Annotated in this window: 17 protein-coding genes; 5 read left to right on the forward strand and 12 right to left on the reverse strand. The window is 58.0% G+C overall.

Translation table 11 applies throughout. The features are described 5' to 3' along the window. Window positions 1–113: 113 nt before the first annotated feature. Window positions 114–1,097: a quinone oxidoreductase gene (locus ACR809_RS23930; RefSeq protein WP_004186480.1), complete on the forward strand. Its 984-nt coding sequence runs from the start codon at window positions 114–116 to the stop codon at window positions 1,095–1,097. Between the two features lie 181 nt (window positions 1,098–1,278). Here the strand turns inward: ACR809_RS23930 and pspG are convergent, their stop codons facing one another. The 3 genes from pspG to ACR809_RS23945 form a co-directional block, all read right to left on the reverse strand. Continuing rightward, window positions 1,279–1,521 (reverse strand): envelope stress response protein PspG, encoded by a 243-nt coding sequence (gene pspG, locus ACR809_RS23935; protein ID WP_002884940.1) that lies wholly within the window; start codon window positions 1,519–1,521, stop codon window positions 1,279–1,281. A gap of 139 nt (window positions 1,522–1,660) precedes the next feature. Continuing rightward, window positions 1,661–2,659 carry a tRNA dihydrouridine(20/20a) synthase DusA gene (gene dusA, locus ACR809_RS23940; protein WP_004214118.1) on the reverse strand — a complete coding sequence of 333 codons (999 nt, stop codon included), beginning with the start codon at window positions 2,657–2,659 and terminating at the stop codon, window positions 1,661–1,663. Between the two features lie 100 nt (window positions 2,660–2,759). Next, window positions 2,760–3,248 carry a cupin domain-containing protein gene (locus ACR809_RS23945; protein ID WP_002884935.1) on the reverse strand — a complete coding sequence of 163 codons (489 nt, stop codon included), beginning with the start codon at window positions 3,246–3,248 and terminating at the stop codon, window positions 2,760–2,762. A gap of 249 nt (window positions 3,249–3,497) precedes the next feature. Here ACR809_RS23945 and zur point away from each other — a divergent pair, with 249 nt between their 5' ends. Continuing rightward, the gene (gene zur, locus ACR809_RS23950) at window positions 3,498–4,013 is read left to right on the forward strand and encodes a zinc uptake transcriptional repressor Zur (protein WP_002884931.1); all 516 of its coding nucleotides are present in this window, start codon (window positions 3,498–3,500) and stop codon (window positions 4,011–4,013) included. 95 nt (window positions 4,014–4,108) lie between these two features. Here the strand turns inward: zur and ACR809_RS23955 are convergent, their stop codons facing one another. Then, the gene (locus tag ACR809_RS23955; protein ID WP_004151747.1) at window positions 4,109–4,318 is read right to left on the reverse strand and encodes a CsbD family protein; all 210 of its coding nucleotides are present in this window, start codon (window positions 4,316–4,318) and stop codon (window positions 4,109–4,111) included. A 65-nt stretch (window positions 4,319–4,383) separates the two neighbouring features. On the opposite strand from ACR809_RS23955, the gene ACR809_RS23960 reads away from it, so the two are divergent. Beyond that, window positions 4,384–4,533: a hypothetical protein gene (locus ACR809_RS23960; RefSeq protein WP_004219133.1), complete on the forward strand. Its 150-nt coding sequence runs from the start codon at window positions 4,384–4,386 to the stop codon at window positions 4,531–4,533. A gap of 19 nt (window positions 4,534–4,552) precedes the next feature. Here the strand turns inward: ACR809_RS23960 and dinF are convergent, their stop codons facing one another. The 3 genes from dinF to ACR809_RS23975 all read right to left on the reverse strand — a co-directional run bounded on the left by dinF (window position 4,553) and on the right by ACR809_RS23975 (window position 7,038). Then, window positions 4,553–5,869 (reverse strand): MATE family efflux transporter DinF, encoded by a 1,317-nt coding sequence (dinF, locus tag ACR809_RS23965; protein WP_004151748.1) that lies wholly within the window; start codon window positions 5,867–5,869, stop codon window positions 4,553–4,555. 69 nt (window positions 5,870–5,938) lie between these two features. Further along, window positions 5,939–6,547, reverse strand: coding sequence for a transcriptional repressor LexA (gene lexA / locus ACR809_RS23970; protein WP_002884822.1), 609 nt, complete (start codon window positions 6,545–6,547; stop codon window positions 5,939–5,941). A gap of 122 nt (window positions 6,548–6,669) precedes the next feature. Beyond that, on the reverse strand, window positions 6,670–7,038 hold the full coding sequence (locus tag ACR809_RS23975) for a diacylglycerol kinase (protein ID WP_002884819.1): 369 nt from the start codon (window positions 7,036–7,038) through the stop codon (window positions 6,670–6,672). Window positions 7,039–7,166: 128 nt separating this feature from the next. Between ACR809_RS23975 and plsB the strand changes: the two genes are divergently transcribed. Next, window positions 7,167–9,590, forward strand: a complete 2,424-nt coding sequence (plsB, locus tag ACR809_RS23980) for a glycerol-3-phosphate 1-O-acyltransferase PlsB (RefSeq protein WP_004178269.1) — start codon at window positions 7,167–7,169, stop codon at window positions 9,588–9,590. Window positions 9,591–9,638: 48 nt separating this feature from the next. Here the strand turns inward: plsB and ubiA are convergent, their stop codons facing one another. From ubiA to malK, 5 genes are all read right to left on the reverse strand, one after another. After that, window positions 9,639–10,505, reverse strand: a complete 867-nt coding sequence (gene ubiA / locus ACR809_RS23985) for a 4-hydroxybenzoate octaprenyltransferase (protein WP_032415843.1) — start codon at window positions 10,503–10,505, stop codon at window positions 9,639–9,641. A 12-nt stretch (window positions 10,506–10,517) separates the two neighbouring features. Then, window positions 10,518–11,015, reverse strand: coding sequence for a chorismate lyase (ubiC, locus tag ACR809_RS23990; protein WP_002884807.1), 498 nt, complete (start codon window positions 11,013–11,015; stop codon window positions 10,518–10,520). Between the two features lie 187 nt (window positions 11,016–11,202). Beyond that, the gene (malM, locus tag ACR809_RS23995) at window positions 11,203–12,126 is read right to left on the reverse strand and encodes a maltose operon protein MalM (RefSeq protein ID WP_004151749.1); all 924 of its coding nucleotides are present in this window, start codon (window positions 12,124–12,126) and stop codon (window positions 11,203–11,205) included. Between the two features lie 114 nt (window positions 12,127–12,240). Then, window positions 12,241–13,530: a maltoporin gene (locus ACR809_RS24000; RefSeq protein ID WP_002884747.1), complete on the reverse strand. Its 1,290-nt coding sequence runs from the start codon at window positions 13,528–13,530 to the stop codon at window positions 12,241–12,243. Window positions 13,531–13,613: 83 nt separating this feature from the next. Beyond that, entirely contained in the window at window positions 13,614–14,723 is a 1,110-nt protein-coding gene (malK, locus tag ACR809_RS24005; protein WP_002884743.1) for a maltose/maltodextrin ABC transporter ATP-binding protein MalK, read from the reverse strand. A gap of 370 nt (window positions 14,724–15,093) precedes the next feature. Between malK and malE the strand changes: the two genes are divergently transcribed. Then, on the forward strand, window positions 15,094–16,284 hold the full coding sequence (malE, locus tag ACR809_RS24010; protein WP_002884740.1) for a maltose/maltodextrin ABC transporter substrate-binding protein MalE: 1,191 nt from the start codon (window positions 15,094–15,096) through the stop codon (window positions 16,282–16,284). Window positions 16,285–16,334: the final 50 nt, after the last annotated feature.

Genomic DNA, 16,334 nt, shown 5'->3' on the forward strand with positions numbered 1-16,334 from the left:
GCCGCTAAAGAACCCATTAAGCGTGGCAGGCCTGAGGCGGGTAAGAAAATCCGTCGCCGCCGGCGCAGGCTGTTAAGCTTACTGAATAATCTCGGAACAACACAGGAGCGAACATGGCAACACGCATCGAATTTTCGAAACACGGGGGACCGGAGGTGCTTCAGGCGGTTGAGTTCACGCCACGCGATCCCGCAGAACATGAGATTCAGGTCGAAAACAAAGCCATCGGCATCAACTATATCGACACCTATGTTCGCAGCGGCCTCTATCCGCCGCCGTCGCTGCCGAGCGGCCTGGGCACCGAGGCGGCCGGCATCGTCAGTAAAGTTGGCCATGGGGTCACGCATATTAAGGTAGGCGATCGGGTGGTGTACGCCCAGTCGGCGCTCGGCGCCTACAGCACGGTACACAATGTGCTGGCCGACAAAGCGGCGGTCCTGCCGGACGCTATCTCTTTCGAACAGGCCGCCGCGTCGTTCCTCAAAGGATTAACGGTCTGGTATCTGCTGCGCAAAACCTATGAAATTAAGCCTGATGAGATGTTCCTGTTTCACGCGGCCGCTGGCGGCGTGGGGCTGATAGCCTGTCAGTGGGCGAAAGCGCTGGGGGCGAAACTTATCGGTACCGTCGGCAGCTCGCAGAAAGCGCAGCGCGCCAAAGAGGCGGGCGCCTGGCAGGTGATTAACTATCGCGAGGAGTCTATCGTGGAGCGGCTCAAGGCGCTCACCGACGGTAAGAAAGTGGCCGTCGTCTACGACTCGGTGGGGAAAGATACCTGGGAGGCCTCTCTGGACTGCCTGCAGCGCCGCGGCCTGATGGTCAGCTTTGGTAACTCCTCCGGTCCGGTGACCGGCGTTAATCTGGGGATCCTGAATCAAAAAGGCTCCCTGTACGTCACTCGCCCATCGCTGCAGGGCTATATCACCAACCGGGAAGAACTGGAGGAAGCCTGCAGTGAATTGTTTTCGCTGATCGCCAGCGGGGTGATTAAAGTGGACGTGGCTGAAAGTCAGATCTATCCGCTGAGCGAAGCGCGGCGGGCGCATGAAGTTCTGGAGAGCCGGGTGACGCAGGGTTCGAGTTTGCTGCTGCCATAAGTTGGCAGAAGGGGCAAAAGTTTAGGGCTTCCACCTGGGAAGCCCTTACTTTTTTTAGTTCGGCTGTATGTAGGGTACAGCGCGATGAATTCGTTAACGCGCTAATAGTGACAGATTTGCGCAGCAATGCCTACGCGGTTGTCTGCAAAATTGTTCAGGTTGTGACGCACCCCTCAATACCTTAGTAACGCCAACGGTTATTGTCGCGAAAAGCATTTCCGTTCGGGGATTTCAGCGCCCGAATAACCCACACCACCGCCACCGCCAGCAGCAGCCACGGCAGTAATTTGATCATCAAGGCGAACAACCCGCCGACGAACATCAGCGCCGTCGCCACCACGATTGCCGCGATAATCCCCAGCAGCGATACGCCGGTGACCAGCAGCATGACAAAAAATCCAATGACAAATAGCAGTTCCAGCATGGTTCTCTCCCCAAAAAATGAATACTTCACTCTGCAGGTATTACAAAAAGCATGCCAAACATAAGCACTTGACTTTAAAACAAAACGCCCCGCGTCAGTGCGCGAGGCGTGGTCAATTTCACCAGGTTTTGGTCAGAAATTAACGTTTATCGGCCACCAGCTTCAGCGCATGCTCCAGCACCGCAATATCGGCGCCGGCTTTATGCGCATTTTCGCTCAGGTAGCGACGCCACTGGCGAGCGCCAGGGATCCCCTGAAACAGCCCCAGCATATGGCGGGTAATATGGCCCAGATAGGTGCCCTTGCTGAGCTCGCGCTCAATATAGGGGTACATGGCTCGCACCACCGCTACCGGATCGGCATCCGCGCCGGCGACGCCGAAAATTTCGCGGTCGACCGAGGCCAGAATGCCCGGGTTCTGATAGGCCTCACGCCCGACCATCACCCCATCCATATGCTCAAGCTGTACTCTGGCTTCGTCCAGCGATTTGATGCCGCCGTTGATCGCCATCGTAAGGTGGGGGAAATCGCGCTTCAGCTGCCAGACGCGGGGGTAATCCAGCGGCGGGATCTCGCGGTTCTCTTTCGGGCTCAGCCCGGAGAGCCAGGCTTTGCGGGCGTGAATAATAAACATCTCACACTCGCCCTTGCCGGAGACCGTCTCAATGAAATCGCACAGAAACTCATAGCTATCCTGGTCGTCGATACCGATACGGGTTTTTACCGTGACCGGAATCGACACCACATCGCGCATCGCCTTGATACAGTCGGCCACCAGCTGCGCATTGCCCATCAGGCAAGCGCCAAACATCCCGTTCTGCACGCGGTCGGAGGGGCAGCCGACGTTGAGGTTGATCTCATCATAGCCGCGCGCCTCGGCCAGCTTTGCGCACTGCGCCAGGGCCTGGGGATCGCTGCCGCCGAGCTGCAGAGCAACCGGGTGCTCTTCTTCGCTATAGGCCAGATAGTCCCCTTTGCCGTGAATAATCGCCCCGGTGGTCACCATTTCGGTATACAGCAGCGTATGCCGCGACAGCAGCCGCAGGAAGTAGCGGCAGTGTCGGTCGGTCCAGTCGAGCATCGGCGCGATGGAGAAGCGGTGAGCAGGGAAAACAGGTGACGTTGATTCAGGCATCATGGCGAATAAATAAGCATCCGGGTAAAAAGGGGCGCTACTATAGCATAAAGATACACCACAGGCGCATAGTGCGCCGCGCTTCGCCCCTCACCTGAAATGATTACTTTTTCCGCGGCTTGCCGTCGTGTGGACCGAAGAACTGCGGCGGATGGTCAACCCAACGATCCTGGCGCGTCGCGGCATAGCCGGGATTGAGCGGGTAATAAATGCGGTTGTACTTCTTGTTGGCCTCGCCCACCACCAGCAGACGAACTTCCTGCTCGGTGTTATTGAGAAAGGTGTGGCAGATGCCGGTACCAGCGGGAAAACCCACGCTGTCGCCGGGCTCCAGCTTCCAGAGATAGCCGTTTATCCACACTTCCGGATAGCCCTCCAGCACGTAGATGAACTCTTCCTCATCGCTCTCCGCGTGTGGATAAGAGGTGCGCCGCCCGGGCGGCAGCCGCTCGTGGTGGATCCCCAGCCGGTTGAGACGTAAACCTCGCCCCAGCGGCGCGCCGATTGAAAAACGCTCCGGGCTGTCGGGATAAGTAGCATCGTCGGGCCCTTCCAGTTCGCGCCAGTGGCGAATGCAATCAGGTCGTTTCATCGTTTTCTCCCGAAAATGAGACACTTCAGATATAGCATACCCAGGGTCGGGCGTGTTGTGATTAAATCGGACATGGTGGTTTTAGCGAGCGGCTAAGGCGTAGTCTGCTCGAGAATAAGCGGCCAGCGCTCGGGACGGGCGCCGGTGCCGACAACCTGAAGTATGACCCGTATCACCTGCCGGCTCTCGGTGTTTTCTGAGGAACGTGATAAAGTAACAGATTCAAATTCACGCAATCCGAGGATGCTCATGGATAAGACCCCTTCGCAAGAGATGTTAGCGCATGCTGAAAAGCTTTGCGCACAGCGCGGCGTACGCCTGACTCCACAGCGTCTGGAAGTGTTGCGCCTGATGAGCCTGCAGCAAGGGGCAATCAGCGCCTACGATCTGCTGGACTTGCTACGTGAGAAAGAGCCGCAGGCGAAGCCGCCGACGGTTTACCGTGCGCTGGAGTTTTTACTCGAGCAGGGTTTTGTCCATAAGGTAGAGTCAACCAATAGCTATGTGCTGTGCCATCTGTTCGACCAGCCGACCCATAGCTCGGCCATGTTTATCTGCGACCGCTGCGGCGTGGTAAAAGAAGAAGCGGCGGAAGGGGTGGAAGATATCATGCATACGCTGGCGGCCCGCATGGGGTTTGCCCTGCGCCACAATGTGATAGAAGCTCACGGGCTTTGCGCGGGCTGCGTGGAAGTCGAAGCCTGCAGCACCCCGGGACATTGCCAGCACGATCATACTATTCAGCTCAAAAAGAAAGCCCGCTGAGCGGCTGCCGCAGCGGGAAAAAGGGTTAACGGCGCGTCCCTGCGCCATTCAGACAGGCACTAACACAAATGCTTCATTCTTCGGATCAAGGAACGCTACCAGCGATAGTCGTTCTTATGCTCCCAGTCTGAGACTTCTTTCTCAGCCTGATCTTTCTCATAACCGTAACGCTCCTGAATTTTGCCGACCAGCTGGTCGCGCTTCCCTTCGATTACGGTCATATCATCATCGGTAAGTTTGCCCCACTGTTCCTTGGCTTTACCTTTAAACTGTTTCCAGTTACCGCCGATTTCGTCTTTATTCATAATAACGTCCTCATCATTCGGTGGGTTTACAGCCCGTTTTGTGCCGGACATGGTATTAACTATAGATGAGAATGCTGGCGTCGATTCGTTATTCGGAATTTTTAACCATCGCACCGCGGGATAACGCGAAGAGGATGTTCCCGGCCTGCGCCACGCTGAGCCGGGCTATTGAATCGCCCTGTAAACGTAGCGCGACCGGGGAAGGTCACGGCTAGCGGCAATGACGGGAGATGACTAACTAAACCATGTGCCGCGTCGCCAGTGACGACGCCAGATCAGCGCCAGCGACAGGCCGCGCAGGGCGAGGAACACCGCCAGCGCCAGCCACAGACCATGGTTGCCAAGCACCGGTAGCGTAAGCAGCGTCACGGCAAACCCCGCCGCGGCGACCGCCATACTGTTCCTCATCTCAGCGCCGCGCGTCGCGCCGATAAACATGCCGTCCAGCAGATAGCACCAGACGCCGACCACCGGCAGGATCGTCTGCCAGATCAGATAGCGATCGGCCAGCTGCTGCAGGGAAGGCAGTGAGGTTAACAACGCGATAATGTACTGCCCCGCCAGGCTGTAAATCAGGGCAAACGCCAGCGCCACCATGCCGGACTGCCGGCAGGCCGCCCGCCACACCTCCAGCAACTGGCTACCGTCGCGCGCGCCGTAAGCCTGGCCGGAGTGAGCCTCCACGGCATAGGCAAAGCCATCCAGCGCGTAGGCGGTAAAGGTCAGCATGGTCATCAGTACGGCGTTAACCGCCACGATGTCGCTGCCCAGACGGGCGCCGAATACGGTCAGCGCGCCAAAGCACAGCTGCAGCAGCAGAGAGCGCAGCATGATGTCCCGATTCAACGCCAATAAACGGCGCAGATCCCCGCGCCAGGCGTTTTTCAGCATCGCCAGCGACACGCCGCGCAGCGTCAGCACCCGCTTCGCCATCAGCAGGCCAATAATGAGGGTGGCGTACTCCGCGGTGACCGTGGCCAGCGCCGCTCCCTGGACGTTCATCCGCAGGCCCATCACCAGCCACAGATCGAGCACAATATTCAACAGATTACCCACCACCAGCAGAATAACCGGCGCCCGGGCGTACTGGACGCCCAGCAGCCAGCCGAGCAGCACCAGGTTGGCCAGCGAGGCGGGGGCGCTGAGCCAGCGAATTTCGAGAAACCGTCTCGCCTGCTCAAGCACCGCCTCGCTGCCGCCGACAATATGCAGAGCGAGGTCAATTAGCGGCAGGCGAAGCAGGATAATCAGCACCCCGGCGCCCAGCGCCAGGGCCAGCGGCTGCACCAGCGCCCGCGCCAGGCGCTGCGGATCTTTAGCGCCCCAGGCCTGAGCGGTGAGCCCGGTGGTGCTCATGCGCAGGAACAGCAGCAGCATGAAGAGGAAACTGGTGGCCGTCGCCCCGACCGCTACGCCGCCGAGGTATACCGGGCTGTCCAGGTGGCCGATCACCGCCGTATCCACCAGCCCCAGCAGCGGGACGGTGATGTTGGAGAAAATCATAGGGAGGGCAAGACGCCACAGCGCTTTATCGGCAGCGTTGAGCAGCATGTTTGAGGACCTGATTGAGGAAAAACGTCGCAGCGTCACGCAACAGATGACGCTGCGCAGAGGCAGGCGCTACAGCCATTCTCCATTACGGATCACGCCAACGGCCAGACCCTCAATGGTAAAACTCTGCTGGCGCAGATCGACGACGATCGGGGAAAACTCGCTGTTTTCCGGCAACAGTTCAACGACATTGCCCTGCTTTTTCAGACGCTTCACCGTCACTTCTTCATCGATACGCGCGACAACCACCTGGCCGTTACGCACATCCTGGGTTTTGTGGACCGCCAGCAAATCGCCATCCAGAATACCGATGTCTTTCATCGACATCCCACTGACGCGCAGCAGGAAATCGGCGTTGGGCTTAAACATCGACGGGTCGACCTGATAGTGGCCTTCAATATGCTGCTGCGCCAGCAGCGGCTCACCGGCGGCGACGCGGCCGATCAGCGGCAGGCCTTGCTCTTCTTCCGTCAGCAGGCGAATACCGCGAGAAGCGCCGGAGACGATCTCGATCGCGCCTTTACGCGCCAGCGCTTTCAGGTGTTCTTCCGCCGCGTTTGGGGAACGGAACCCCAAGCGCTGAGCAATTTCCGCACGCGTCGGCGGCATGCCCGTCTGGCTGATATGATCCCTAATGAGATCAAACACCTCTTGCTGCCTGGTCGTTAACGCTTTCATTCCGCCCCCTGGGTGTATATACAGTTATGCTGTGAGTATATACAGCTAACGGTGATTTTGGAACCACATGGCACACAAAAATCGGCGGATTGTTCATATTTTGCGAGGGTTAGCGAAGAACGTTAGTGATAATGGCTCCACAGCAGCGTTCCCCAGGTGATCAGCGCGATGATAATCGCCAGCAGAACCGCCGCCGACCCCATATCTTTGGCGCGCCCTGAAAGCTCGTGAAAATCCGAGCCGATACGGTCCACAACCGCTTCAATCGCGCTGTTGAGAATTTCGACTATCATCACTAGCAGGACCGAGCCAATCAGCAATACGCGGGTGATGGCGTCGACGTCCAGCCAGCAGGCTACCGCGACGGCCACGATAGCGGCGACGCCTTCCTGACGAAACGCAGCCTCGTTGATCCACGCCGCGCGAAATCCTTTCCAGGAGTAACCTGCCGCCTTAATGATCCGGGTTAACCCGGTGGTATTATTGGCCATCACAAAACCTTTTTACGTAAATGACGTCGATGAGTGTGCGCGTTTGCCGCGTGGTAACGGAAATTTTGCCCACTTTCTGTTATTCTTGCCGCGCATTTGCATGATTAACCAGAGGCTTCACATCGTTTATGTCCGGCTGGCAACGAATTTACTATAAATTACTGAATTTACCATTACAGGTGCTGGTAAAAAGCAAGTCTATTCCGGCAGAGCCTGCCCAGGAATTAGGACTCGATACCTCGCGTCCGGTCATGTACGTCCTGCCCTATAATTCGAAGGCGGACCTGCTGACGCTGCGCGCCCAATGCCTGGCGCATGATTTACCTGACCCGCTTGAACCGCTGGAAATCGACGGCGCCCTGCTGCCGCGTTACGTATTCATCCACGGTGGGCCGCGCGTATTTACTTATTACACGCCAAAAGAAGAGTCCATCAAGCTGTTCCACGATTACCTCGATCTGCACCGCAACCATCCGGACCTCGATGTGCAAATGGTGCCGGTTTCGGTCATGTTCGGCCGTTCGCCGGGTCGCGAGAAAGGAGAAGTCAATCCGCCGCTGCGGATGCTGAACGGCATTCAGAAATTTTTCGCCGTCTCCTGGCTCGGCCGCGACAGCTTCGTGCGCTTCTCGCCGTCCGTTTCGCTGCGCCGCATGGCGGATGAGCACGGTACCGATAAGATCATCGCCCAGAAGCTGGCTCGCGTCGCTCGCATGCATTTTGCCCGCCAGCGGCTGGCCGCCGTTGGCCCGCGTCTGCCGGCCCGCCAGGATCTGTTTAATAAACTGCTGGCCTCGAAAGCGATTGCCCGCGCGGTGGAAGACGAAGCGCGCAGCAAGAAAATTTCGCACGAGAAGGCACAGCAGAACGCTATCGCGCTGATGGAAGAGATTGCGGCGAACTTCTCATACGAGATGATCCGCCTGACCGACCGCATTCTCGGCTTCACCTGGAACCGCCTGTACCAGGGCATCAACGTGCATAACGCCGAGCGCGTACGCCAGCTGGCGCACGACGGCCATGAAATTGTCTATGTCCCCTGCCACCGCAGCCACATGGACTATCTGCTGCTCTCCTACGTCCTGTACCATCAGGGGCTGGTCCCTCCGCATATCGCGGCGGGCATCAACCTAAACTTCTGGCCGGCCGGGCCGATCTTCCGCCGCCTCGGCGCCTTCTTTATTCGCCGCACCTTTAAGGGCAACAAACTCTATTCCACCGTGTTCCGCGAATACCTTGGCGAACTGTTCAGCCGCGGCTATTCCGTGGAGTATTTCGTCGAAGGCGGCCGCTCCCGTACCGGCCGCCTGCTCGATCCGAAGACCGGTACGCTGTCGATGACCATCCAGGCGATGCTGCGCGGCGGAACCCGACCGATCACCCTGGTGCCGATTTACATCGGCTATGAGCACGTGATGGAGGTAGGAACCTACGCCAAAGAGCTGCGCGGCGCCACTAAAGAGAAAGAGAGTCTGCCGCAGATGGTGCGCGGTTTAAGCAAGCTGCGCAACCTGGGCCAGGGTTACGTTAACTTCGGCGAACCGCTGCCGCTGATGACCTATCTTAACCAGCATGTGCCGGATTGGCGGGAAGCGATCGACCCGATCGAAGCGGTTCGCCCCTCCTGGCTGACGCCGACGGTGAATAGCATCGCCGCTGACCTGATGGTGCGCATCAATAACGCCGGCGCGGCCAACGCCATGAACCTGTGCTGTACGGCGCTACTGGCCTCCCGCCAGCGTTCGCTGACCCGTGAGCAGCTCACCCAGCAGTTAGAGTGCTACCTCGCGCTGCTGCGCAATGTGCCCTATTCTCCGGATGCGACCGCCCCATCCGCTTCGGCCAGCGAGCTCATCGATCATGCACTGCAGATGAACAAGTTCGAAGTGGAGAAGGACACCATTGGCGACATCATCATCCTGCCGCGCGAGCAGGCGGTGCTGATGACCTACTATCGCAACAATATCGCCCATATGCTGGTGATGCCGTCGCTGTTAGCCGCTCTGGTGACTCAGCATCGTCATCTCAGCCGCGCCGAAGTGCTGCGTCATGTGGAAACACTCTATCCGTTCCTCAAGGCCGAGCTGTTCCTGCGCTGGGAAAAAGCGGAGCTGGCCGGAGTGGTGGATGCGCTGATTGCCGAGATGCTGCGTCAGGAGCTGATCGTCGTCGATGGCGATGTCATGAGCCTCAACCCGTCGCACTCTCGCTCCCTGCAGCTGCTGGCCGCTGGCGCCCGCGAGACGCTGCAGCGCTATGCCATCACCTTCTGGCTGCTGAGCGCTAACCCGGCGATCAACCGCAGCTCGCTGGAAAAAGAGAGTCGCACCGTGGCCCAGCGTCTGTCGGTGCTACACGGCATCAATGCGCCGGAGTTCTTCGACAAAGCGGTGTTCAGCACCCTGGTGTTGACCCTGCGCGATGAAGGCTATATCAGCGACACCGGCGACGCCGAGCCGGAAGAGACCCTGAAGGTTTATCGGATGCTGGCGGATTTGATTACGTCGGATGTCCGACTGACCATTGAGAGCGTCACGCAGGACGACGCGTAACGCGGCGTTTGCTGCCCCCCGGAATGCCGGGGGGCAGCGGACAGGAGGTTACAGGTAGCTCATCGCCAGGCCGAGGAACAGCACCAGCCCGACGTAGTTATTGTTCATAAACGCTTTGAAGCAGCTATCGCGGTCGCGATTGAAGATAAGCTTCTGCTGCCAGCCAAACAGACCCGCCGCCACGAACAGCGACCAGTAATATTCCCAGCCCAGCCCATTCAGCCAACCCACCGCGCCCATCAGCGCCAGCACGGCCACCTGCAGGATACCGATAATCAGACGATCGTTTTCGCCAAACAGGATCGCCGTCGACTTGATGCCGATCTTAACGTCGTCATCGCGATCCACCATCGCATACTGGGTATCGTAGGCCACCGCCCACAGAATATTGGCGAGGAACATCAGCCAGCAGCTCAGCGGCAGCGATTCGCTGACGGCCGAGAAGGCCATCGGGATCGACCAGCCAAAGGCCGCGCCCAGCACCACCTGCGGCAGATGAGTGTAGCGCTTCATAAACGGATAGATCCACGCCAGCGCCAGCGCCGCCACCGACAGCAGAATGGTCATGGTGTTGAGGGTGAGCACCAACAGGAAAGAGAGCAGCACCAGCACGATAAACAGCGTTCGCGCCTCTTTCTCGGTAACATCGCCGCTCGGCAGCGGACGGCGGGCGGTACGCTTTACGTGACCATCAAATTTTCGGTCGGCATAGTCATTCACCACGCAGCCGGCGGCGCGCATCAGCCAGACGCCGGCGACGAATACCGCCAGGATCCACAGCGGCGGGACGCCCGGCGAGGCCACCCATAGCGCCCACAGCGTCGGCCACAGCAGCAGCAAAGCGCCGATCGGTTTGTCAGTGCGCATCAGGCGATGAAACGCCAACAGCTTATTCTGCGACAGACTCCACTCCATTTTTTCTTCCTCTTAGTACAACGGCGACGCAGGCAAAAAAAGCTCGGTCAGCAGCAGGGGTTTGCCGCTCAGCCGCAGGCGGGAACGACGCCCCCACAGCGCTGCATCGCGACCAATTTCAATAAAATCGCGGGTTAATGTCGACGACGTAAACAGGTATCGGCCCAGCGGAGTTTGCCCGAGCTGCTGTAGCGCCAGCTCCGGACCACACAGCGTCGACTCCGGCGCCACCGTGCGCCCGGCCAGCCAGGGCTCGCCATCGGCATTGAGTATAATCTCCCGCAGCCAGTAGCGCGGCTCGTCGGGCAGCAGCGCCGCTTCGTCAGTCAGCGCGTCACGGCCGATATACCCTTCGTTAACCAGGGTCACGGTGACCTGCTTTCCTTGTTGTTCAAAGCGCTGGGTCATTGAGTCCTCCAGCAGCAGCCAGTCACTTAGCGGCGGTGGCAGGGATGGCATAACGGCAAAATAGCGCAGCGCACGCAGTCGCGTAAGCGCAGGATGGGACATGCCTGATTCTCCGGTACATAACGTGAAAGCATTGTATCGCAGAATAGGCGGTTGGTGGCGGGCAAACGTCAATATACGATCATTCACGCAACAGCCATGCAACAGGCTGCCGCGCGTGCAAAAAAAGGTGCATCCCGGAGGATGCACCTAAAGGCTGTGCCTAAACATCAGCATTGTGGGGAGACGATTACCCCTTGCCTTTTACACTGCTGATAAAGGTGGAACGAGCGGATTTCGAGCCGAGGCGCTCAGCTTCGTTCATCAATTTCAGGGCTTTGTCGATGTCACCTTGTTTCACCGCCTGCTTAATACCATTGTTGAAGTAGGTTTCGGTATCGCTGAGCATCGGTTCGCTTTTGGCGGCCGGCGCCGCGGCGGCGGCTGGCGCGGCTACCGGCGCCGCGGTGTTGCCGACGGTTACCGGACCCGGGCCGGAGGAGCCGAACAGCGGCCCTACCAGCACGCTGGAAGTGCTATTAGTTTTCACTTTCAGCTTCAGCACGCCATCGGTGGTATGTTTAGCGATCGGATCCGGGATATCCGGGGCCGCATTGCCGGCGCCTTTGGCATAGGCTTTCGCCGGATCCAGCAGGGTCGTGGTCTGCTGGAGATCTTTTTCAGTGGTAAACACCAGCACATAGAGCTTTTGCTGGCCCAGCGCCGGGGTCAGGCGCATCACGCCGCCCAGGCGGTCAGCGGTCATCACGCCCGGCTGCTGATAGGTAAAGTAATTGCTGGGGAAGAACGCCGCGGGCGTCATGTTCTGGTCGAGAATCAGCACGTTCGGCGCAAAAATCTGCTTATGTTTGTTCAGTTCGCTGTCGAGCGTCAGGGTCAGCTCACCGATATTGGCCGGCACGCTCCAGGCGGCGACCGGTCCGACGATCCCCGGGACATCCAGGCGTTGACCGCCGGTGGTTAAATCAACGCTCTGCGTCTTTGATTGATCGGCAGGCGTCCAGATCAGCTGCTGCAGCGCGCTGGCTGGAATAGCCGGCGCGGCGCTGGTGTTCTGCGGTACAAAGTTAACATCGGCAAGGCTCATCCCCGGCACGCATGCCAACATCCCTGCGGATAAACACAGAGCGACGAGAGTTTTCTTCATTTTCATTCTTCTCACCTTGGATAGCATCGGTTTAGCGGTAGCCAGGCAATAGCGCGCTAACCCTGAATAATCAGGAGGGGCTGACGCCCCTCCCAGGTTACACCCGTCCTGCGGACGGTATTACCACCACACTTCCATCTGGGCACCGAAGGTAACTTCGCTGTCGTCACCGCGGCTGGAGGTGAAAGCGCCGCTTCCGCTGCTGTCTTTCGTCTGCAGACCGGAGGTGTTGCTGTAGCCCCAGTTTTCATCCCACTTCGCGTAGGTTGCGAAGATACGGATAGCCGGACGAGACCAGACGCTGTTGCCTGCCTGCCACTGTTGAGCCAGAGTAATTTTGTACTGGTTGTTGTTTTCGCTGGTACGCTGGGATTTCACGTTGTCGTAACCGATTTCCAGCTGGGTGCTCATGATCGGCGTCCATTTGTACATCGGACGGACACCCACGGTGTACCAGGTAGAACCGTTCTTGCTGTCCAGATCCACGTCCTGGTACATTGCCACGTACATCAGGCCCCAGTCATCGTTGAAGTCCATCGCGCCGTGATCCAGAACGCGGATCATGCTGCCGTTGTTATCGATGCTGGTCCCCTGAGAGTGGCCGCTGTTCCAGGAGGTCATTGCGTCAGTGGCGTACTGAACCACAAACTTGTTGAAGCCGCCCCAGATAGACTGAGTATGTTCACCGGTCCACATCCAGCCGTCTTTCGACGCGCCGTCTTCCAGGCGATAGTCATCCTGCGGGTTAGCACGGCCGTAATCGACCCCTAACTCCAGCACGCCGCCCGGGTTGGTTTCCAGACCCGCCAGACGGATATCAAAGACGTCGTTGGCAGTTTTCGCAGCATATTTTTTGGTGTCATCGCTGGAGAAAGTATAAGAGCCGCCGCTTTCTGAGTTACGGGTAGCGGCCAGAGAGAGCTTACCGAAGCCAAGGTCAACGTTTTCCAGACCTGCACCCGGGCCGGAGATATCCCAGTAGTAGAAGTCGATCATGTGAACGTCATGACGCTGATAGAAGCGTTTACCCGCCCACAGCGTGGAGCCCGGCAGCCAGTCGATCAGGTTTTTACCCTGGATGTTGGCTTCACGGAACGCCGGAGAGGTGCTTTCCCAGTCATCTTCCTGATTCACGGAATAGGCAACGTTAGTATCGAAATAAAAACTCTTATCCCCTTCCTTCCACAGCTCCTGGCCCAGCTTCAGTTCCGCATAGGTTTCACATTCGTTACCAAGACGGTATTTACTTTGAGCGCCGGTCGCTTTGAAGCACTGTTGCTCGCCGCCGCTGCCGGTCCAGCCAATGCCGGAACGCGCGTAGCCATGGAAATCGACAGCCAGCGCCTGAGCAGACATCACGCCTGCTGCGACGGCGACCGCCAGAGGAAGTTTGCGCAGAGTAATCATCATTCTATCTCCTGAGATCATTGCTTTTCTTTGCACGCTTCGCCGGTATATCGCCAGCCGGGTTCGCGCTTTTTTAATGGGAAGCCTTACACGCCCGGCTCTTTATGCAGCCGACGACAAGCGGTGCCATCCTCACGGAATAAATGGCAACGTTCTGGCGGCAAACCGATAGCGAATGTGGCTCCCTCTTCTACCAACACCACGTCGTTCTGGCGGTAAACCAGGTTCTGACGGATGGCGGGGATCTGGATATGAATTTGCGTTTCGTGACCGAGCTGTTCGACGACCTGGACCTCGCCTTCAAGGGTTACATCGGCGATATCGCTGGGCAGTAAATGCTCCGGTCGAATACCTAAGGACATATTGGCGCCCGCCTGCACGTTGGCGCTGTCCACCGGTAGCCAGATTTGCTGACGGTTCGGCAGTTCAACCTGCACCTGATCGATAGCCGTCGCGGTGACTTTGACCGGCAGGAAGTTCATCTTCGGTGAACCAATAAAGCCGGCAACGAAGCGGTCAGCCGGATAGTGATAGAGCTCCAGCGGTTTCCCAACCTGCGCCACACGGCCGGCGTCGAGGACCACGATCTTGTCGGCGAGGGTCATCGCTTCCACCTGATCGTGGGTGACATAGATCATGGTGCGGCCCAGTCGCTTATGCAGACGGGAGATTTCGATACGCATCTGGACGCGCAGGGCGGCATCGAGGTTGGAAAGCGGCTCATCCAGCAGGAAAACGCTTGGCTCTGCCACCAGCGTACGACCAATCGCCACGCGCTGGCGCTGACCGCCGGAGAGGGCTTTCGGTTTACGCTCCAGCAGATGGGCCAGCTGCAGCACTTCCGCAACCTGAGTCACCCGCTGGTTAATCAGATCTTTTTTCGCGCCGGCCAGCTTCAGGCCAAACGACATATTTTCCGCAACGGAAAGGTGGGGATAGAGTGCATAAGACTGGAATACCATCCCAACGCCGCGTTCTGCCGGTGGGATCTCGTTCATGCGGGTGTCACCGATAAACAGGTCCCCGCTGGTAATAGTTTCTAACCCGGCAATCATACGCAGCAGGGTAGATTTGCCACAGCCCGATGGCCCGACAAACACGACGAATTCCCCTTCGTGGATATCGAGATTGATATCTTTCGATACCACCACGTCACCCCAGGCTTTCGTTACATTTCGCAGCTGTACGCTCGCCATGCCCTTCTCCCTTCGTTACAACCTGTCACTAACAGTCACATTCAAGATGGGTCGACTATGCGGCATTCATTACGCAGGCAAATCCTCCACCCCCCGGCTTTTTTATGGGGGAGGAGATGGGAGGATGAGAGATTGGCTCTCGCCGCGGGGGATGGCGGGCGGAGCGTGATTTCGTGATGGAGGCGACAAAATTGGGCGCTTTTTTCTGTGCTCCAGGACGCAATACGGCCGTTTTTGCAATGGAGATCACACAACCAGCGGGTGGGGCGTAGACCTGGGGAGGATGGAAAGGGGTTGTTAAAAAAGGAAACTCATCATCGTTAAGCCACCGAAGTGTATCCACGAGTACAACACCAAAAAGGACGGGTATATGAAAATCAAAACTGGCGCTCGCATCCTCGCGCTGTCGGCACTGACCACGATGATGTTTTCCGCCTCTGCCCTCGCAAAAATTGAAGAAGGTAAGCTGGTTATCTGGATTAACGGCGACAAAGGCTACAACGGCCTCGCTGAAGTGGGTAAAAAGTTTGAAAAAGACACCGGCATTAAAGTTTCCGTAGAACACCCGGACAAGCTGGAAGAGAAATTCCCGCAGGTTGCGGCGACCGGCGACGGCCCGGACATCATCTTCTGGGCGCATGACCGTTTCGGCGGCTACGCGCAGTCGGGCCTGCTGGCGGAAATCACCCCGGACAAAGCGTTCCAGGACAAACTCTATCCGTTCACCTGGGATGCGGTTCGCTATAACGGCAAACTGATCGCCTACCCGATCGCAGTCGAAGCCCTGTCCCTGATTTACAACAAAGACCTGGTGCCGAACCCGCCGAAGACCTGGGAAGAGATCCCGGCGCTGGATAAAGAACTGAAAGCGAAAGGTAAGAGCGCGCTGATGTTCAACCTGCAGGAACCGTACTTCACCTGGCCGCTGATCGCTGCCGACGGCGGATACGCGTTCAAGTTTGAAAACGGCAAGTACGATGTGAAAGACGTCGGCGTGGACAGCGCAGGCGCGAAAGCGGGCCTGACCTTCCTGGTTGACCTGATCAAGAACAAGCACATGAATGCCGATACCGATTACTCCATCGCGGAAGCGGCCTTCAACAAAGGCGAAACCGCGATGACCATCAACGGTCCGTGGGCGTGGTCTAACATCGATAAGAGCAAGGTTAACTACGGCGTGACCCTGCTGCCAACCTTTAAAGGCAAACCATCGAAACCGTTCGTTGGCGTGCTGAGCGCGGGGATCAACGCCGCCAGCCCGAACAAAGAGCTGGCCAAAGAGTTCCTCGAAAACTACCTGATGACCGATCAGGGTCTGGAAGCCGTTAACAACGACAAACCGCTGGGTGCCGTGGCGCTGAAATCCTTCCAGGAAAAACTGGAAAAAGATCCGCGCATCGCTGCCACCATGGCGAACGCCCAGAAAGGCGAAATCATGCCTAACATCCCGCAGATGTCTGCCTTCTGGTATGCCGTTCGTACCGCGGTTATCAACGCCGCCAGCGGTCGCCAGACTGTCGATGCTGCGCTGAAAGATGCACAGAGCCGTATCACTAAGTAAGAAAACGGCGGGTGGCGCGTGCGCCTACCCGCCCTACCACTACGGCTCGG

The organism is Klebsiella sp. CD33, assembly GCF_051992865.1.
GTDB lineage: Bacteria > Pseudomonadota > Gammaproteobacteria > Enterobacterales > Enterobacteriaceae > Klebsiella > Klebsiella pneumoniae.